This window comes from Vreelandella halophila (genome assembly GCF_019903425.1).
GTDB classification, from domain to species: domain Bacteria; phylum Pseudomonadota; class Gammaproteobacteria; order Pseudomonadales; family Oleiphilaceae; genus Halospina; species Halospina halophila.
On record NZ_JACHUZ010000013.1, the window covers coordinates 2,040,777 to 2,059,461 of the forward strand.

At 60.2% G+C, this 18,685-nt stretch carries 18 protein-coding genes; 16 read left to right on the forward strand and 2 right to left on the reverse strand.

The window, feature by feature from the left end:
• Window positions 1-144 precede the first annotated feature (144 nt).
• The 3 genes from H4I92_RS13895 (at window position 145) to H4I92_RS13905 (ending at window position 2,445) form a co-directional block, all read left to right on the forward strand.
• On the forward strand, window positions 145-432 hold the full coding sequence (locus tag H4I92_RS13895) for a PilZ domain-containing protein (protein WP_077531146.1): 288 nt from the start codon (window positions 145-147) through the stop codon (window positions 430-432).
• Window positions 429-1,001 carry a hypothetical protein gene (locus H4I92_RS13900; RefSeq protein WP_143512712.1) on the forward strand — a complete coding sequence of 191 codons (573 nt, stop codon included), beginning with the start codon at window positions 429-431 and terminating at the stop codon, window positions 999-1,001. The genes H4I92_RS13895 and H4I92_RS13900 overlap by 4 nt, the downstream gene beginning before the upstream one ends.
• A 142-nt stretch (window positions 1,002-1,143) precedes the next feature.
• On the forward strand, window positions 1,144-2,445 hold the full coding sequence (locus tag H4I92_RS13905) for an HD-GYP domain-containing protein (protein WP_077531148.1): 1,302 nt from the start codon (window positions 1,144-1,146) through the stop codon (window positions 2,443-2,445).
• On the opposite strand, the gene H4I92_RS13910 is transcribed toward H4I92_RS13905, so the two are convergent.
• Window positions 2,438-3,556 (reverse strand): hypothetical protein, encoded by a 1,119-nt coding sequence (locus tag H4I92_RS13910; RefSeq protein WP_077531149.1) that lies wholly within the window; start codon window positions 3,554-3,556, stop codon window positions 2,438-2,440. The genes H4I92_RS13905 and H4I92_RS13910 overlap by 8 nt on opposite strands.
• 196 nt (window positions 3,557-3,752) lie before the next feature.
• Here H4I92_RS13910 and H4I92_RS13915 point away from each other — a divergent pair, with 196 nt between their 5' ends.
• Genes H4I92_RS13915 through queF form a run of 3 tightly spaced genes read left to right on the forward strand, consistent with a single transcriptional unit; the run spans window position 3,753 to window position 6,295 of the window.
• Window positions 3,753-4,697, forward strand: coding sequence for an ABC transporter ATP-binding protein (locus H4I92_RS13915; protein ID WP_077531150.1), 945 nt, complete (start codon window positions 3,753-3,755; stop codon window positions 4,695-4,697).
• Window positions 4,694-5,467 (forward strand): ABC transporter permease, encoded by a 774-nt coding sequence (locus tag H4I92_RS13920; protein ID WP_077531151.1) that lies wholly within the window; start codon window positions 4,694-4,696, stop codon window positions 5,465-5,467. Before H4I92_RS13915 ends, H4I92_RS13920 begins: the two co-directional genes overlap by 4 nt.
• A 9-nt stretch (window positions 5,468-5,476) precedes the next feature.
• Window positions 5,477-6,295, forward strand: a complete 819-nt coding sequence (gene queF, locus H4I92_RS13925) for an NADPH-dependent 7-cyano-7-deazaguanine reductase QueF (RefSeq protein ID WP_077531152.1) — start codon at window positions 5,477-5,479, stop codon at window positions 6,293-6,295.
• A gap of 3 nt (window positions 6,296-6,298) precedes the next feature.
• Here queF and H4I92_RS13930 read toward each other — a convergent pair whose 3' ends face one another.
• Window positions 6,299-7,705 (reverse strand): adenylate/guanylate cyclase domain-containing protein, encoded by a 1,407-nt coding sequence (locus H4I92_RS13930; protein WP_077531153.1) that lies wholly within the window; start codon window positions 7,703-7,705, stop codon window positions 6,299-6,301.
• Between the two features lie 225 nt (window positions 7,706-7,930).
• Here H4I92_RS13930 and flgB point away from each other — a divergent pair, with 225 nt between their 5' ends.
• The 10 genes from flgB (at window position 7,931) to flgK (ending at window position 18,675) form a co-directional block, all read left to right on the forward strand.
• A complete protein-coding gene (flgB, locus tag H4I92_RS13935; protein WP_077531154.1) occupies window positions 7,931-8,335 on the forward strand; it encodes a flagellar basal body rod protein FlgB in 405 nt (134 codons plus the stop codon).
• Window positions 8,336-8,338: 3 nt separating this feature from the next.
• Entirely contained in the window at window positions 8,339-8,797 is a 459-nt protein-coding gene (gene flgC / locus H4I92_RS13940; protein WP_077531155.1) for a flagellar basal body rod protein FlgC, read from the forward strand.
• 21 nt (window positions 8,798-8,818) lie between these two features.
• Window positions 8,819-9,511 (forward strand): flagellar hook assembly protein FlgD, encoded by a 693-nt coding sequence (locus H4I92_RS13945; protein ID WP_077531156.1) that lies wholly within the window; start codon window positions 8,819-8,821, stop codon window positions 9,509-9,511.
• A 25-nt stretch (window positions 9,512-9,536) separates the two neighbouring features.
• Entirely contained in the window at window positions 9,537-11,486 is a 1,950-nt protein-coding gene (locus H4I92_RS17035; RefSeq protein ID WP_077531157.1) for a flagellar hook-basal body complex protein, read from the forward strand.
• Window positions 11,487-11,525: 39 nt separating this feature from the next.
• A complete protein-coding gene (flgF, locus tag H4I92_RS13955) occupies window positions 11,526-12,278 on the forward strand; it encodes a flagellar basal-body rod protein FlgF (RefSeq protein ID WP_077531158.1) in 753 nt (250 codons plus the stop codon).
• An 84-nt stretch (window positions 12,279-12,362) separates the two neighbouring features.
• The gene (gene flgG / locus H4I92_RS13960) at window positions 12,363-13,148 is read left to right on the forward strand and encodes a flagellar basal-body rod protein FlgG (RefSeq protein ID WP_077531159.1); all 786 of its coding nucleotides are present in this window, start codon (window positions 12,363-12,365) and stop codon (window positions 13,146-13,148) included.
• A 25-nt stretch (window positions 13,149-13,173) separates the two neighbouring features.
• On the forward strand, window positions 13,174-13,860 hold the full coding sequence (gene flgH / locus H4I92_RS13965; RefSeq protein ID WP_077531160.1) for a flagellar basal body L-ring protein FlgH: 687 nt from the start codon (window positions 13,174-13,176) through the stop codon (window positions 13,858-13,860).
• A 23-nt stretch (window positions 13,861-13,883) separates the two neighbouring features.
• On the forward strand, window positions 13,884-14,978 hold the full coding sequence (locus H4I92_RS13970) for a flagellar basal body P-ring protein FlgI (RefSeq protein WP_077531161.1): 1,095 nt from the start codon (window positions 13,884-13,886) through the stop codon (window positions 14,976-14,978).
• Window positions 14,979-14,988: 10 nt separating this feature from the next.
• Window positions 14,989-15,975 carry a flagellar assembly peptidoglycan hydrolase FlgJ gene (gene flgJ, locus H4I92_RS13975; protein ID WP_077531162.1) on the forward strand — a complete coding sequence of 329 codons (987 nt, stop codon included), beginning with the start codon at window positions 14,989-14,991 and terminating at the stop codon, window positions 15,973-15,975.
• A gap of 6 nt (window positions 15,976-15,981) precedes the next feature.
• On the forward strand, window positions 15,982-18,675 hold the full coding sequence (gene flgK / locus H4I92_RS13980; RefSeq protein ID WP_077531163.1) for a flagellar hook-associated protein FlgK: 2,694 nt from the start codon (window positions 15,982-15,984) through the stop codon (window positions 18,673-18,675).
• The last annotated feature ends 10 nt before the right edge of the window (window positions 18,676-18,685 follow it).

Below are 18,685 nucleotides of genomic sequence, written 5' to 3' on the forward strand. Positions count from 1 at the left end.
CTTTGTATCCGTTTCTCCTTGGAACGAGGGGGCGACCGGATAAACATTATAATTTAAACGATTCGCAACTACTGGCGCGTGAACTGCAGGACCGGATGAAGCTGCTATGCTTGCTTTGGGTAGTTTTGAGGATGGACAGGGAGCATGCCCGAGCAGCGGCGTTACATCCGGACCAGTATGAGCGTGCGCATCATGGTGCGCCACAGTGAGATTGGGGAGCGCGTTTTCACAATGCGTGATCTGTCCGATGGCGGCATCTTTGTTCTTGTGGATAATGAGCCGTTCCCGGGAATCGGCAGCGAGGTTGAAGTCCAGGTCCAGGGGTTGCCTGTCCCCGCGCCCGTGCGCCGGATGCGGGTCGTGCGCGAGACCGAGGATGGTTACGGTCTTGCCTTCATGGATAAACAGAGCGAGCAGGGAGAAGGCCATTGAGAGCCGTCATGGGCGTGGTGCTGGTGCTGGCCGTGGGGCTTACGGGCTGCGCAACCCACCGCACCCATTATTCCGCGATGACCGCCGATAATTCCGCCGGCCAGGAACGACGTGTGCTGCTGAAATGGAAGACAGCGCGCTACCCCGCCTGGCACTGGCGCCAGGACAGTGCTACCCCGGTTACCGTGGAAACCCAGTGCAGCCAGCGTGCGTGGAAACTGCGCGACCCCGGAATGGATGGCGCTTGCTCTGACGATGCGATTGCCGCGTGTGGTGACCCGCGGCTGGATGCCGCGACCAGCGGCCAGCCGGTAGAGGAAGGGCGGGTATGCATGAAGGTGACCGACAGTGACGGCAGTACGCGGGTTCAGGAGCTGGGGAGCCGCCTTGAGCTCACAGTCAGTTGCCAGCCGCGCCAGACCGGCGTGGATATGGGAGACGAGGTGGTCAATGTGGACTACCCGCGGGCTTCCTCCGTGCCCTATACGTTCCGGGTGCGTACTGTGCCTACCGGCAGTCTGATCCAGCGTCCGCCGCAGCTTGGTGACCGGGTCTGTGATGAAGACTGAACCCCCTCTGGGAAAAGGTCTGTAACATTTTTGTTCATTTGCGGAACGTTTCGTCACAGTCGGCGCGTTGCTTCTTCTTTTAAATTTGAAACAATGTAAAAAGGAAGAAGTCATATCCCAGTGCCGAGGACGAGGAGAAGTCATGGGCGTACAGCGGCGGAAGATCTCCGTACAGGAACTTGAAATCGGTATGTTCGTTGCGGATCTTGATCGACCGTGGCATGAGACGCCTTTCCCCATCCAGGGGTTCTACATCCGCAACCAGAAGGAAGTGGATGAGCTGACCCGGCACTGCCGCCATGTGCAGGTGGATGTGGCGGAAAAGCGCGAGAGTGCCGCCGCCGAGTCCACTGGTGCTGCCGCCCGTCGTGACGGGAATAACGGCAAGGTGATCAAACTGCCTGCCGTCAAGGTCCGCAACCCTCATCATTACGAGACTACACGCCCGCTGCGCAAGGAAGTGCGGGACGTTCAGCCGGTGCTGGACAACGTTGAGAAGGCGCTTGACCGGGTCGGTGAGGCGCTGGCCGAGGGCCGGAGCCGGATTGATGTGGATGAAGTCTCCGCCGTGGCCCGGACCATGGCCGAGAGCGTGGCCCGCAATCCTGATGCGCTGCTGTGGCTCAGCCGCGTCCAGAGCCGTGATGACTACACCTATCGCCATTCCCTGAACATCAGCATCTGGGCGCTTCTTCTGGGGCGCCAGTTGGGGCTGGACCCGGACGTGCTGCACAAGCTTTCCCTGGGCGCGCTGCTTTCCCACATCGGCAAGGCGCGTCTGCCCGAGAGCATGCAGGTGCCCGAAAATGAGCTGACGGGTGAGCAATGGCAGACTTACTGCCGCTACCCTGAGACGGGGGCTCGCATCGCGGCGGAATCCGATCTGCCGCGCGTGGTTGTGAACGTGATCCGTTACCACAGGGAGCGCCATAACGGCACCGGTTTCCCGCAGCGGGTGAACGGTGAGCACATTCCCCTGTTGGCCAAGCTCGTGGGGCTGGTGGATTACTATGAATCACTGATCGAGCCCAGGGACAGGCGCAGCCAGCTTACGCCGGCTCAGGCGGTTTCCCGGCTTTTTGAGTGCCGTAACAGCCAGTTCCAGGAGGACCTGGTTGAGCAGTTCATCCAGGCGATTGGTGTCTACCCCACGGGCACCATCGTGGAGTTGGCTACGCGGGAGATCGGGGTGGTGGTGTCACACACGCCGAAGCGCCGCCTGTGGCCCAGCGTGATGGTGCTGACCGATACCGACAAGAAACCCCTGGCACAGGGGCACATTGTGGATCTGGCCAAACAGAATGAGGAGGCGGCGGACGCCAACGCGCGCATCGTGGACTGCAAGCCCTTTGGTTACGGCGGGATTGATCCCTCGCAGTACGAGGTAACCGGGGCAGCGGCACGCCAGCGTTCCCGCTGGAGTCTCAAGGCCCTGTTCAGTTGACTTCCACCAGCAGGTTCTTGCGGAACCAGCGGTAGTTGTCGAACCCCGGGTAGTCCACCTTGAAGTTGACGACTATGGTTCCGCTTTCCGCGACCCTGCTGGTATTCCGGTAGAACTCCACCTTGCCTTCCTGGCGATCAATGCTGTGGATCGCCCAGCCCGTGCCTTTTGCTTTCGCTTCCAGCCGTTTCAGTGAGTAGCCGGAGGAGCCGGTGCGCTTGATCGCTACCTTTCTGATACTGCCGTCTGAAGGACCAATGGTCAGGGTGCCGGGCTCCAGGTAGAAGGCAGTCGCCAGGTCGTTCCTGAAATCCAGGGTATCCTGTTCGAGAAACTCAATGGCATTGCCGGCGGATGCCCCCTCGAGGGTGCGGCGGGCATTGAGGATACTGGATCGCTCATCCGAAAGTTCTTCCTCGCGATCGCCGGTTGCACTGTCGATCTCGGATTCGGTGGGCGGGTCCTTACAGAGATCATCCCCCTCGGGTGCAAAGCAGATGCTGTCCAGGAGGCGGTTTGCAGGTGACGGGTCGATCAGGTCACCTGTGTCGTCCTCCCGGTTGTCCTCCGAGATGTTCTCCGGCTTTGAGAACGCCTCTATGGGGACACTGAAATCAATGCGGGGGTTGCTGTCATCCGCCAGATAGCTGTTGAGCTGGTCGATGGTGCGTTGCTTGATTTCGAGGGTTTCCTCGGAGGATCCGGGATTGTCCTTTTCAGCCAGCGCGGAGAGCAGGCGCGTGATGTTGATGGCGATCGCGTTGTTCTCTGCCAGATCTACCTCGACGCTGCGGTGGGTTTCGAGGTTTTCGTCATCGGTGCTGCCACTGTGCAGCTGCCTTCGGGCTTCCGCCGTGAAATCGATGGGCGTGAGGAAGGGCGCGGCGGGTACGTTTTCGGCCAAGACGAGGTTGCCCACCCGGAAGGTCAGCGTTTCGCCGGGATGGTAACGGAATTCGCCGTCCCCATCGGTGGTCCCGGACTGGCTGCGCGTTCCATAATGGATGTTCTCAACGCCCTGGGTGAACAGGGTGCCCGTGCGCAGATCACCGTCCCCGTTGCCGTCACTGCCGCTGCAGCCGGCAAGTGCCAGCAGGCACGGTGTGAGCATAGCGGTTAACATCCGTACTGCGTGTCGCGGGGTCTCGGGGGTCATTGCTCGTCCATAGGCCCTGAACTGTTGCGTCCCGGCATTGTAGGAAGCCGCAGTCGCTTCTGATCTGACACAGGTCGCAGATTGGGCAACGCCCTTGCATCGGGGCGCATGATCCCCATAATCAGCCACGTTGATTCGATAAGAGATCTCTATGGATTACGCACTGGATATTCGCGGACTGCGCAAGACCTTTCCCGGTGGCCTTGAGGCTCTGAAGGGAATTGATCTGCAGGTTGAGGCCGGTGATTTTTTTGCCCTTCTGGGGCCGAACGGGGCCGGCAAATCCACCACTCTTGGGGTGCTTGCCTCACTGGTGCGCAAGACGGCCGGGCAGGTGCGGGTGTTCGACGCGGATCTGGATACCGATCCCGCCCGTCTCAAGACCTGGCTCGGCTTCGTGCCCCAGGAGTTCAATTTCAACCAGTTCGAGAAGGTGGGTGACATCGTGCGCACCCAGGCCGGTTATTACGGCATGGCGCCGGCGCGGGCGGCACTCAATGCCGAGCGTTACCTGCGCGAACTGGGGCTCTGGGACAAGCGCAATTCACCGGCGAGAATGCTGTCGGGGGGCATGAAGCGCCGGCTGCTCATTGCGAGGGCGCTGGTGCATGAGCCCCGGGTCCTGATCCTGGACGAGCCCACGGCGGGTGTGGACATTGAGCTGCGGCGCTCCATGTGGGGCTTTCTGGAGCGCATTAACCGCGAGGGGGTGACCATCATCCTGACCACCCACTACCTGGAGGAAGCGGAGGCCTTGTGCCGCAACATTGCCATCATTGACGGCGGTCGCATCCTCCAGAATTGCTCCAAGCAGGAGTTGCTGCAGCAGTTGAGCATGGAGCATTTCATCTTCGACATCCGTAACGACCCCGGCACGGTGCCGCAGCTTGAGGGCTATCACTGCTTTCGCAATGACGAGGGCGCACTGGTCGTTGAGGTTGAAAAAGAGGATGGGCTGAACGATGTCTTCCGCCAGCTCGGCGAGCAGGGCTGGGAGGTGACCAGCATGCGCAACCGCTCCAACCGGCTGGAGGAGCTGTTCATGAGCCTGGTGGGGCGTTCGCTGCCGGAATCCGAAGAGGAGGAGAGCGCATGACGCCGTACCAGATCTGGATCGCTTTCATGACCATTGTCGTGCGCGAGATCAGGCGCTTTACGCGCATCTGGCCGCAGACGCTGCTGCCACCGGCGGTGACCATGACGCTGTACTTCGTGATCTTCGGCAACCTGATCGGCAGTCGCATCGGCCCCATGGAGGGTTACGACTACATGGAGTTCATTGTGCCGGGACTGATCATGATGTCGGTGATCACCAGTTCCTACGCGAACGTGGTGTCCTCGTTCTTCAGCATGAAATTCCAGCGCAGCATCGAGGAGCTGTTGGTCTCACCCACGCCCAACTGGGTGATCCTGACCGGTTACCTGGCCGGTGGCATGGCGCGGGGGCTGATCGTTGGCTTTGTTGTCATGCTGGTGTCACTGGCGTTCACTACGCTGGAGTTCCATAGTCCGGTGCTGGTGGTGTCCACGGCGCTGCTCACGTCCTTGGTGTTCTCTCTGGGCGGATTCATCAACGCCATGTTCGCCACCAAGTTCGATGACATCTCCATCGTACCGACCTTTGTACTGACGCCACTGACCTACCTCGGGGGCGTATTCTATTCCATCAACCTTTTGGATCCGCTCTGGCAGACGCTCTCCATGGCCAACCCGATTCTCTATATGGTGAATGCCTTCCGTTATGGCGTCCTGGGCGCTTCCGATGTGGGGCCGGTCTGGGCGATCACCATGCTGGTGGTGTTCGCGGTGGTGCTGTTCACGGTGAGCCTGCGACTGCTTAACCGGGGCAAGGGCATTCGAAGCTGAGGAGAAAACATGCAACTGGATGATGCACCGCTGGGCCGGACCAGCGCTTACCCAGAGCACTACGATCCGGGGGTTCTGTATCCCGTGGCCCGGGCGCAGGCACGCCAGTCACTGGGCCTGGCCGACGGCTGGCCCTGGCACGGCGAGGACCGCTGGCAGGCCTGGGAGCTGAGCTGGCTGCGCCCGGACGGTGTGCCCCGGGTGGCGACCGCCGAGTTCCGGGTGCCCGCGGATTCGCCCAACCTGATCGAATCCAAGTCGCTCAAGCTCTATCTCAATTCCTTCAACAGCACAGTGTTCGAGGCCGTGGAATCGGTGCGCGCCACCATGGAGCGGGATTTGTCTGAAGCGGTTGGCGCGGCGGTTTCCGTGGTTCTCGGAGATGTGGACGCAGATGCCGGTTTGGTGGCTCGGCCGGAAGGCGCGCATCTGATTGATGACTCGGAAGGCGTGATCATGCCCGATGATGGTCCTCTGGGATCACTGCGTTCGCTTGAGGGGGATGTGGTTACGGAGACACTGTGTTCCCACCTTCTGCGCAGCCTCTGCCCGGTGACGGGCCAGCCGGACTGGGCCACGCTGGTGGTCCACTATACCGGTGCCCGCATACGGCCGGAGGCGCTGCTGGGCTATGTCCTGAGCTACCGTGAGGCACGGGACTTCCACGAGGCCTGTGTGGAGCGGATCTTCACGGACCTCAGGAGTACGCTGACCCCGGAGCGGCTGAGTGTGGGGGCTTTCTATACCCGCCGTGGCGGGATCGATATCAACCCCTGGCGCTCGACCCATCAGGGGGATGCCCCCGCGCCAAGGCTGCTGCGCCAGTAGCCGCTACTCGTCCCGCAGGCGCTTGGCCGCCCGGTCCAGCGCCTGGATGATGTGCTCGCGCTCACGCTCGTCGACCTTCTCGGAATCCAGGTACATCGCGAACCCGTCGCCCTCATGCTCCAGGAAGCTGCGCTGGTCTCCCACGTCCTGGCGCAAGTCGATCACCTGGTAGATGGGCACCGGCCGGGCGAAGCCCTTTACCGTGATCTCGCCCTTATCCCGGCACAGGATGTGGTCCTTGATGAGTGAGAAGGTCTCGTAGGAGACCAGGATCTCGCCCGGATCCGCCAGTTCCTCCAGGCGGCTGGCCAGGTTCACTTCCTTGCCGATGATGGTGTAGTCCATGCGGTTGTCCGCGCCGAAGTTGCCCACGGTACAGAATCCGGTGCTGATGCCCATGCGGATCTCCAGGGGCGTGCGGATGCCCTGGCTTTTCCACTTCTGGCGCAGCACCGTCATGTGCTTGCGCATCTCGATGGCCATGGATACGCAGGCCTGTGTGTCCTTCCTGGCGCCCTGGCTGGTGGGATCGCCGAAGAAGATCATAATGCTGTCGCCCACGAACTTGTCGATGGTGCCGCCGTATTTCAGCGCGATCTGGGACATCTCGGTGAAGTAGGTGTTGAGCAGTTCCGTCAGTCCCTCTGGCTCCATCTCCTCGGAAAGCTCCGTGAAGCCCTGGATATCGGAGAAGAAGACCGCCAGCTTCTTGCGCTGGGTCTCCAGCCGTACGTCCCGTTCACCGGTGAAGATGGACTGCCACACCTGTGGCGAGAGGTACTTGGCCAGCTTGTGGGAGAGGGCGATGGACTGTTCCCGCTGGTACTGGATCTGGGACTTGGCCGCCACCAGTGCGCGCGCCTGGAGATAGGTATAGAAGGCCATGACGCACACATAGAGGGTGGTCACCACGCCGCTCATCACGGTGAGGGTGGGCGGCGCCCAGGGCTCGAAGCTGACACCGGCAACCGGCAGTGACGTGAGCACCCCTATCGCCAGTGCGGCCATGTTCAGCGCCCACGCCCTCAGCCCTCCGACAATGATGCCGCTGAAGCTGATCATCAGCAGCAGCATCAGCGAGGGAATGACACTGAACTCAATAAAAACCGTCAGCGAGCCAATCAGGAAGCCGTCGAGCAGCAGAATGCGCTCGCGGATCTGTGGTGTGCGTCTGGGGAAGATCGCCCGGGAGATGAAGTAGAGAACGTGCGGCCAGATCAGCGCCAGCGGCACGAACCAGATCAGGTAGTCATGGAAGTGGTTGAGAAACACCCCTGTAGCGAGAATCGCAGCCCCGGCCATATAGCCGAGCACCCGCGCATGGTAATCCGGCATGGGCGGAATGGCGCTCGGTTTCTGCTTGGGGTCCATGGCCGTGAGGCTCGAAGGCATGAGGGGTACGTTCATCATTGTCCAACGATCGCATCCATGTTGTGGGAACGTTACCAGCAAACTTCCGGGCTCACAATTGACCCCGAAGACAACGGTTTCCGGCACTGGCACAGGTTTGCCGCTCTTGCACCCGTATTTTTGCCATGGCGGCGTTAATGCCTGAATACAAAGGAGTGTAGCACCTTGGCACCGCTATTGCTTAATACCGGCAAAGCCCGATTACCCGGCAAAAAGGGGCCAGTCATGACCACGATCAGCTTTGACAACGCACTCGGCATTCACGATGACGCACTGCGGCTACGCTCCCAGCGTTCCGAAGTGCTCGCCAACAACCTCGCCAATGCCGATACGCCCGGTTACAAGGCGCGTGACATCGATTTCCAGGCCGCCCTTCAGCAGGCTCAGGGCCAGCAGGAAGGTATGGCGATGACTGCCTCGGATTCGGGCCATATGACGGGCGAGGGTACCGGTGGCGGCAATCCGGATCTGATGTACCGCAACCCGATCCAGCCGTCCATTGATGGCAATACTGTGGACACGCAGACGGAGATGTCCAAGTACATGCGCAACTCCATGGAGTTCCAGGCCAGTTTCCAGTTCCTGAACAGCAGTGTTAAGGGACTCAAAAACGCAATCTCGGGGCAGTAAACCATGTCACTCAATCAGGTTTTTGATATCGCGGGTTCAGCCATGTCGGCCCAGTCCATCCGGCTGAACACCACCTCCAGCAACCTGGCGAATGCCGAGACCGCCAGCTCCAGTACGGACGAGGTCTATCGGGCACGCAAGCCCATTTTCTCTGCCATTCAGGCGGACATGATGGGCCAGGGAGGTGGCGTTCAGGATGCAGGCTTCTCGCGCAACGAGCTGGAATCAGCCGGTGTGAAGGTGGATGCCATCGTGGAAAGCGATGTGGAACTGGAGCAGCGTTATCAGCCGGATCATCCCAAGGCGGATGATAACGGCTATGTGTATTACCCGAACGTCAACGTGGTAGAGGAGATGGCGGACATGATGTCCGCGTCGCGCTCCTTCCAGACCAATGTTGAGGTGATGAACACGGCCAAGAGCATGATGCAGCGCGTCATGACGCTGGGTCAGGGCCAGTAAGCGGGAACGGGGGTAGCGACGATGGACGGCGTTAACAGCTCAACGAATTCGGCTTCGGACATCCTCAAGGAGTACCGGAACCAGAATCAGGGTGACAAGGGCGAGGGCGGCAAGAAGGCTGCTGACATGGGCCGCAATGAGTTCATGGATCTCATGATGGCCCAGATGCAGAACCAGAACCCACTGGACCCGCAGAAGAACGAGGATTTTGTGGCCCAGCTGGCCCAGTTCTCCTCCCTGGAGGAGATGCAGAGCCTGAACAACTCGGTGGAGGACGCCATGGGCCAGTTCCGCTCCACCCAGGCGTTGCAGGCCTCCGCCATGGTGGGGCAGCAGGTGCAGGTGGAGGGCAATATCGCCAATCTTGGCCCTGAGGGCGAGGTGAAAGGGGCGGTGGACGTGCCCAATGCCACCTCGAACCTGCGGGTCAATGTGTACAACCCTTCCGGGGAGCTGGTGCGCCAGATGGACATGGGCCAGCAGGGCAGCGGCACGGTGGATTTCAGCTGGGACGGTGAGAACGGCAACGGCGACCTGATGGAGCCCGGCGATTACCGGATCCAGGCGGAAGCCCAGTACGACGGCGAAACCCAGGAGCTGGCCACCCGGCTCAACGCGAACGTGGACAGCGTCAACCTTGAGAATGGGGGCGTGACGCTGAATCTGGCAGGGCGCGGCTCGGTGCCGCTTGACCAGGTCAAACAGATCAACTGATAACAAGTAGTGGGCGAGGTGTCACATGGCGTTCAATATCGCACTCAGCGGACTCAATGCGGCCCAGACGGATCTGGACGTGAAAGGCAACAACATAGCCAACGCCAGCACCACGGGCTTCAAGCGCTCGCGGGCGGAATTCGGCGATCTCTACAGCTCCGGCCTGCAGAACCTGGGCGACACGTCAGCGGGCGACGGCGTCAGCGTGCAGAACACCAGACAGCTGTTCCAGCAGGGCAACATCACCGGCACCAGCAATGGCCTTGACATGGCCATCGATGGGGAAGGGTTCTTCGTTCTGGAAGGCGCCAATGGCGAACGCCAGTTCTCGCGGGCTGGTCAGTTCGGTGTGGATGAGGAGGGGTTTGTTACCAATAACCAGGGGGCCCGGGTTCAAGGGTTCCAGGCCAATGAGGACGGGCAGGTTGGTGATGTCCGGGGGGACCTGGAAGTGAACACTGAAAACCTCGCGCCCAAATCCACTACCAATGTCGCGGCGAATCTGAACCTCGATTCGCGAGAGTCGGTTCTACGTGAAGAGTTCCGGGATTTTGAGGCTGAAGGGGATAATGTCAGCCAGGTAGTTTTGGGGGGTGATGGTTTTGCGGCCCAGGGAGAGGATTACTGGGAGATAACCAGGCCGGACGACTCTACTTACACTCTTGGCGAGGAAATCAGTGCTGGAGCTTCCGCTGGCACCATCGCGCAACGTTTGGGTCAGGAAGATGGGTTGAGGGTAGATGCTACAAATGAAGTCAGTATCACCAGTCTTCAGAATATTGATCCTAACAATGATGCGATCACGATTGGCACACAGACTTATTCAATGGACGGAGTGAGCAATCTTGATGACCTTCGCGACAAAATTCTGAATGAAGGTACACCAGATGGTATTACCGTGGATACTGATACGTCTGGAGAAGTTCGCCTGACGGAAAGTGAAGGCAATAATATCAACGTTAGTGCTGAGGGTCCTAATTTTCAGGTTGGACTCGAAGTAACCCGTAGCGGGAGTAACGGAAGTCCCGTGACCCTTGATACATCCTCAGGGGATACGCAAGCTACTGCCCGTGGCGTACTCAACTTTCAGGTGGATCCGGGGTATGAAATAGCTGCTGGCGATACGCGGATATTGAGTGGAGACGAGCTCGATGGTACCGATCCGACAGTACGGAATAGCTTTAATTCGAACGATCCTAATACTTACAACCATTCAACCTCCACAACTATTTACGACAGTCTGGGCAACCCTCACGAACTGACCCAGTACTTCGTGAAACAAAACTCCGAAGGTAACAACTGGAAAAGCTACGTGGAGATTGATGGCGAACTGGTTGGTAACACAGCTGACAATCCCACCGGCGAAGAAGGCTTTGATCTGGTCTTCAAGGATAATGGGAGCTTGGACACAACAGCGTCCGATGATGTTCTGATAAATAACTGGGAACCTAAGGATCAAGACGGTGATCGAAACGGTGCGGCTGGTCCCAATACCGATCTTGAAGAGCCACCGTTGGGGCCGGACACTAACAGCTCCAATTTTGTCCTCGATTACACCAACACTACCCAGGTCGGTTCAGAATTCGCCGTCAATGACCTCCAGCAGAACGGCTTCGCAACCGGCCGTCTCACCGGTCTGGATGTGAGCGAGGAGGGTGTGATCCAGGCGCGCTTCAGCAATGGCGAATCCGAGGCGCTGGGCCAGGTCGCTCTGGCCAATTTCCGGAACAATGAGGGTCTGGCGCCGGTTGGGGATACTGCCTGGGTTGAGACCATCGACTCCGGTGATGCGGTGATCAGCCGCCCCAATACCGGTCCCCTTGGTGCCATCCAGTCAAGCTCGCTGGAGGAATCCAACGTGGATCTCTCCGAACAGCTGGTGGGTCTGATCACCGCGCAGCGGAACTTCCAGGCCAACTCCAAGACCATCGAGACCTCGGACCAGATCACCCAGACCATCATCAACCTGCGGTAAGACCGCGAGTTGAGGGTTGAATGAATAGAGGAGGGTTCCATGGACCGTTCGCTCTACATCTCCATGACCGGCGCAAAGCAGAACATGTACGCGCAGCAGGTCAACGCCAACAACCTGGCGAACGCGGACACCACGGGGTTCAAACAGGACTTCGCCAATGCCCGCAGCATGCCGGTGTACGGCGAACACCACCCCTCCAGGGCCTACGCCATGACGGAGAACCCGGGTGCGGATCTGAGTCATGGCCCCATGAAGCAGACTGGCCGTTCACTGGATATCGCCATCAAGGGCGATGGCTGGCTGGCGGTAGAACCGGAGCCCGGTGACGAGGCCTATACCCGTGCCGGTAGCCTGCAGGTGGATGCCAACGGCATCCTGCGCAATGGCGAAGGGCTTCCGGTTATGGGTAACGGGGGCCCGGTTGCCGTACCGCCGGCTGACAAGATTGAAATCGGCTCTGACGGCACCCTCTCAGTGGTACCCGCCGGTGCCCCCAGTGACCAGCTGGTTGAGGTGGATCGGCTCAAGCTGGTGAATCCGGACCAGGATGAGATTGAAAAAGGTGAGGATGGTCTCTTCCGCCTCAAGGAGGGCGCGGATCAGGAGGGCCCACTGCAGCCGGACGCTGATGTCCAGGTCGTAAGCGGGTTCCTGGAGGGCTCCAACGTCTCCGCCGTGGAATCCATGATCCAGAACCTGCAGCTTTCCCGCCAGTACGAGATGCAGGTCAAAGCCATGCAGACCGCCGACGAAAACAGCCAGAGCGTGGCACGCTTGTTGCAAGACCTCTGATGGAAACGTCATGGGTGACGGAAAAGCGGCAAACCGATGCCGCCGCCCTAAGGGCCCGCACCCAAGTGATCGGAGGACAGAACAATGCATCCAGCCCTTTGGGTCAGCAAGACCGGCCTCGCCGCTCAGGATAAGCAGCTGAGCACCATTTCCAACAACCTGGCTAACGTGAATACCACCGGGTTCAAGCGTGACCGCGCCAATTTCCAGGATCTGATGTACCAGACGGAGCGCCAGCCCGGCGGCCTGTCTTCCCAGAACACGGAACTGCCGTCTGGGCTCCAGCTGGGTACGGGCGTACGCGTTGCGGCAACCAGCAAGGAGCACACCCAGGGAGACATGAAGGTCACGGACCAGTCCCTGGACCTGGCCATTGATGGGGAGGGCTTCTTCCAGGTCCTCAAGCCGGATGGCGAGATCGCCTACACCCGCAACGGCGAATTCCAGCTCAACTCCGAGGGCGATATTGTTACGCCCAACGGCAACCCGATTGAACCGAACATCAATGTGCCGGAAGAAGCCACCTCCATCACTATCGGGCGTGACGGCACCGTCAGCGCTAAGATCGCTAACGAGCCGGAGCCCCAGCAGCTGGGCCAGATCGAGCTGGCGACCTTCGTGAACCCCCAGGGGCTTCAGGCAATTGGCAGTAACCTCTACCAGGAGACCGCAGCCAGCGGTGACCCGCTGATCGGTGAAGCCGGTCTGGATGGGACCGGCACCATCGAGCAGGGCATGCTGGAAGGCTCCAACGTGGAGGTGGTCGAGGAGATGGTGAACATGATCACCACCCAGCGGGCGTATGAGATGAACTCCAAGGTCGTCTCGTCTTCGGACCAGATGCTCCAGTTCATCACCCAGAACCTGTAACGCCGCCTCGGGTAGGAGAGCTGTTATGAGCGTCGCATCCAATGCCATCCACAAGAGCCTGCTCCTGCTGCTGGTGGTGACGCTGGCAGGCTGCCAAGCCATGACCCGTGAGCGGGCCAAGCCCGGTGATCCGGCGTTCGCGCCGGTGGAACCTGAGGCGATGATGGCGGATCAGCCGGTCAACGGCTCCATCTACCAGAACTCCCGCCGTCATAATCTGTTCAGCGACAGCAAGGCGCTGAACGTGGGAGATGTGGTGACCGTGCAGCTTCAGGAGAGCACGGCGGCGTCCAAAACCTCCAACACCAGTATTGCGAAGGAAAGTGAGACGGATCTTGAGGCGCCGTCGGTCCTGGGTCAGGAGGGCCTGGGAATCGGGACGGATGTGAGTCAGGACCGGCAGTTTGACGGTGAAGCTGAGGCGGACCAGAGCAACCAGCTCAGTGGCAGTATCACCGTGACGGTGGTGGAAGTGATGCCCAATGGGGTTCTGCGGGTGCGCGGCGAGAAATGGCTGACCCTGACCCAGGGCAAGGAATACGTGCGGGTCTCCGGGCTGATCCGCCAGCAGGACATTGGCTCGGATAACCGTGTGAGTTCCCGCCGGATCGCGGACGCGAGGATATCCTATGGCGGGACCGGGGATTTTGACCAGGCCAACCGCATGGGCTGGCTGACCCGCTTCTTCAATAGTGAATGGTGGCCTCTGTGATGCTTTGTACAGGAGGGCGTGTCATGTGGAACCGGATTGCCGCGGTACTGGTGCTTGTGACCCTGATTGCCGGTCCGGTGCAGGCCGACCGGCTCAAGGATCTGACCTCGGTTAAGGGCGTGCGCAATAACCAGCTTGTCGGGTACGGGCTGGTGGTGGGTCTCGATGGCAGCGGGGATGGTGCGCCATTCACGAACCAGAGCCTGCGCAACATGATGGATCAGTTTGGTATCACCATCCCCCCTGGCGTCGATCCCGGCGCCGATAACGTGGCGGCCGTGATGGTCACGGCGGATCTGCAGCCCTTTGCCAGCCCCGGCCAGGAAATTGATGTCACCGTGTCCTCGGTGGGCGATGCCGACAGCCTGCGCGGCGGCACACTGCTGATGACGCCACTCCAGGGGGCGGACGGCCAGACCTATGCCATGGCCCAGGGGAGTCTTGTAGTCGGTGGTTTCGGCGCGGAGGGTCAGGATGGATCCTCAATTTCCGTGAATATTCCGAGTGTCGGGCGTATTCCCCAGGGCGCAACGGTTGAGCGCAAGGTGCCCACGGCCTTCTCCGAAGGGGACACCATTACCCTGAACCTGCGTAACCCGGATTTCACCACGGCGCGGCGCGTGGTCGAGGCGGTAAATGACCGTCTGGGGCCGGAAACGGCCTACGCGAAGAACGCCTCATCCGTGCGGGTGCGCGCACCACGGGACGCCTCACAGCGCGTCAGCTTTCTCTCGATCCTGGAGAACATCGAGATCACCCCGGCGGAGGAATCCGCCAAGGTGGTGATCAACTCCCGCACCGGCACCATCGTGGTGGGTGAGAACGTGAAGGTCAGCCCGGCGGCGGTCACTCACGGCAACCTGAGTGTGACCATTACCGAGAATCCCGAGGCAGTGGCGCCCGGGCTTTTCGGAGATGGTGACCCAGCCGTGATTCCACAGACGGATGTGGCCATCGAGCAGGAAGAAGCCCGCATGTTCAAGTTCGGGCCCGCGGTTACGCTCAACGAGATCGTTCAATCGGTGAATCAGGTGGGTGCGGCACCGGGTGACATCATGGCCGTGCTGGAAGCCCTCAAGCAGTCCGGCGCGCTGCGCGCGGAACTGATCGTCATTTGAGGTTGAGGCTATGATCCAGTCATCCGCAAGCGGTACCAGCGACGCGCACATCTACACCGACATGAGCGCCATGAGCGATCTCAAGCGGCTTGCCGATACCGATCGGGACAAGGCACTGGAGAAAGTCGCCAAGCAGTTCGAAGCGCTGTTCCTGCAGCAGATGATGAAGTCCATGCGCTCAGCCAACGAGGTGTTCAGCGAGGGCAATTACCTGAACAGCCAGGAGACCGAACAGTACCAGGACATGTTCGACAAGCAGCTGACCCTGAGCCTGACCCAGGAACGCAGCATCGGGATTGCGGATCAACTGGTGCGCCAGCTTGGTGGTGGCGAACAGGGTGCGGATCGTCCGGACGCCAAGACCAGTATTGCCGAGTACAGCCGGGAGATGCCGGCGCCGGACCCGAAGCTGGCGGAACGTGTGGATAAGGTCCGCCAGATGATGCCGGAAGAGGGCAGCAGCGGCTCCAGCTCCGCTGATGAAGGCGGCAGGGAACTGCCGGAACGGTTTGAAGGGCCGCAGCAGTTCGTGCAGGAGCTCAGCCCCATTGCCCGTGATGTGAGCGAAAAGACGGGCGTTCCGGCCCAGGTGATGATTGCCCAGGCGGCGCTGGAAACCGGCTGGGGTCAGAACATGATCGGCGGCGATAAGGAGCCCAGCCGAAACCTGTTCGGCATCAAGGCCGATGAGCGCTGGGGCGGCGAGAAAGTCCGTGTCACCACCACCGAATACCGGGACGGACTGCCCATGCAGGAAAAGGCGGACTTCCGTGCCTACCCGGATTACGCCAGCAGTTTTGAGGACTACGCCAGCTTCCTGAACGAGAACCCGCGTTACCAGCGGGTGCTGGAGCAGGCGGACAACCCTGAAGCCTTCGCCCAGGCGCTGCAGGACGCCGGCTACGCCACTGATCCGGCCTATGCCGACAAGATCCAGAACATCATGGACAGGCCCACGCTGGGCGCCGTGATCGATGACGGGACGGAAGGGGAGTAAGCTGCCATGAGTCTGCTGAATACGGGCCTGACCGGGATCCTGTCCAACCAGAAGGCGCTGGAGACCACCAGTAACAACATCACCAACGCCAACACGCCCGGCTACAGTCGCCAGCGGGCGGATTTCGTTTCCAATCCCTCCCAGGCTTCCGGGAGCGGTTACATTGGCCAGGGCGTTAACGTTGCCGACATACAGCGCCTGAACGACGAATTCATCAACACCCAGCTGCGTTCAGACACCACCCTTCACTCGGAACAGACCGCCCTAGTGGAGAACCTGAATGGCATGGACGATCTCCTGGGGAACGAGAAGACCGGTCTCAACCAGGCCCTGAACGAATTCTTTGGCACTCTCCAGGATGCGGCCGAGAGCCCAGCCTCAAACTCACTGCGCGAGCAGGCCCTGAACCAGGCGGACAATCTGGTTTCCCGCTTCAAGTCCGTGGACAGTCAGCTGCGTTCCCGCGAGGAAACCGTGGATGACCGCATCTCCGCGAACCTGAGCGACATCAATTCCCTGGCGGACGGCATCGCGGAGCTGAATCTCAAGATCGCGGAGTCGCCCGGGCGCGCCAGTGGGCGTGATGCCAATGAGCTGCTGGACAAGCGGGACGAGAAGCTCCGGGAGCTTTCAGAGCTGGTGCAGGTCCAGACCAATGAGAACAACGACGGCACCGTTGATGTGAGCATCGGCAAGGGCCAGGGCATTGTCAGCAAGGGCAACAGCGCCACGCTGCGCCTGTCTGGAAGCACCGAGCAGGCGGGCCGGCGGGAGGTACTGCTGGAGGGCGTTGGCCGGGACAGGGCCATTACCCATGAGATCACCGGTGGCGCGCTGGGCGGCAACCTGACTTTCCGGGACGAGATCCTGGAACCGACACTGAACGGGATCGGGCGGATCGCCATTGGTCTTTCCGAGCGCATGAACGAGCAGCACCAGCTGGGTCAGGATCTTAACGGTAACCTGGGTGGCAACTTCTTCCGCGATATCAATTCGGAAAGCCTGGCCCGTGGGCGGATCACGCCGTCCGCTGAAACCGCCGAAAACGGCGACCGCCAGGCCCGCGTGAACATCACTGACAGCAGCAAGCTGGATACCCGCTCTTATACCCTGGAATTCACCGGGCCGGATGACCAGCAGTACCGCATCCGTGATGCCACCAGCGGAGAGCTGGTGAAAACCGGTAGCATCAGTGACAGCCGGCCCTCAACCATCTCCATGGATGGATTCGAGATTGAGCTTGAATCCGGGGATTTCCAGCAGGGCGATGAATTCACCGTCCGGCCCACCTTCAACGGTGCGCGGGATATGGCGACGGAAATTGTGGCCGGCGAACAGATTGCCCTGGCAGCCCCCATCCGCGCCGAGGCCAGCAGTGGCAACCAGGGCACCGGGCAGATCACCCAGGGCACCATGCTCGACATCCGCGACCCACAGACCGGCCGCCGTCTGGATGCCCTGGACCAGAACGGCAACCTCGATCCGCCCATGGAGATCCGGTTCCTTTCGGAGAACCGCTTTGAGGTGGTGGATGTCTCCGATCCGTCTGATCCCAAGCCTCTGGATCCGCCGATGAACAATGTGCGGTTTGAGCCGGGGAAGACGAATACCGTGTTCAGTGGGGATCCGGGGGCGCGGGTTGTGACTGCTTCAGGGCCTACAAATACGGAGCCTCAGCCTGGAGCCGGGAATGGTTATGGAGCACAGGAAATCACCCTCCGTACACGTGATCCGGAAACAGGTGTTGTTTCAACCCAACCAGCGCTCGACATCAATGCTAACGAATCGGCCCAGTCCATTGCGAATAAACTGAATGGCCGGTCAGGGGTCCAGGCAACGGCCTATACGGAAACCGAGCTCAGAAACCTCAATGGTAGCGATGCCGATATCTCCATTTCCATCAAGGATGATTCCGGCACCAAAACGGCGGATTTGGGTCAAATTGATGGTCCTCTAACGGCTGATAGTCTCAAGAAGGCCATGGAGGACAATAGCGATTTTGAATCACTGAATCTCGATGTCCGCATTGCGGGTGATGATGGCAATAGTCTCAAGCTCCGCTCCAACAGCGGGGCGGATATACGGTTGGAATTGAATAATAGTAATGGCTCTCTCCAGGTCAGCAAGCCGGATCCCTACGGTGGCGGCAGTGTTGGGACTGAATCCCTGAATAATAATGTTGTGACCGTGGGCGGCTATGTGGATACAACCCTTGCTGATGGTGTGCGTCTGACCGCTGACGATACGACAACAGCGGGGGCAGACAATTTCTTTGAACGGGCCCCCAGCAGCGAACCCGCCTACAAAGGCTTCCAGTTCGAACTCAGCGGCAACCCTGAGGCCGGCGACAGCTTCCGCCTTGAAACCAACGAGGGTGGCACCTCGGACAACCGTAACGGCCTGGCCCTGGGCGACCTGAACGCAAAGAATTACCTGGATAACGGCAACTTCAGCTTCACGGACGCCTATGGTTCCGTGGTCGAGGATGTGGGGTCGCGCACCCGGACTGCCCAGGTGGACAAAGAAGCCGCCGGCACGCTCAAGGAGCAGTCCCAGAAACAGTGGGAAGAGCAGTCCGGCGTCAACCTCGATGAGGAAGCCGGCAGGCTCATCGAGTTCCAGAACGCTTACAGCGCCTCATCGCAGGTGGTCTCGGTTGCCCGGGACCTGTTCAATACCCTGCTCGGCACCTTCAACTAGGGGAGGGTGA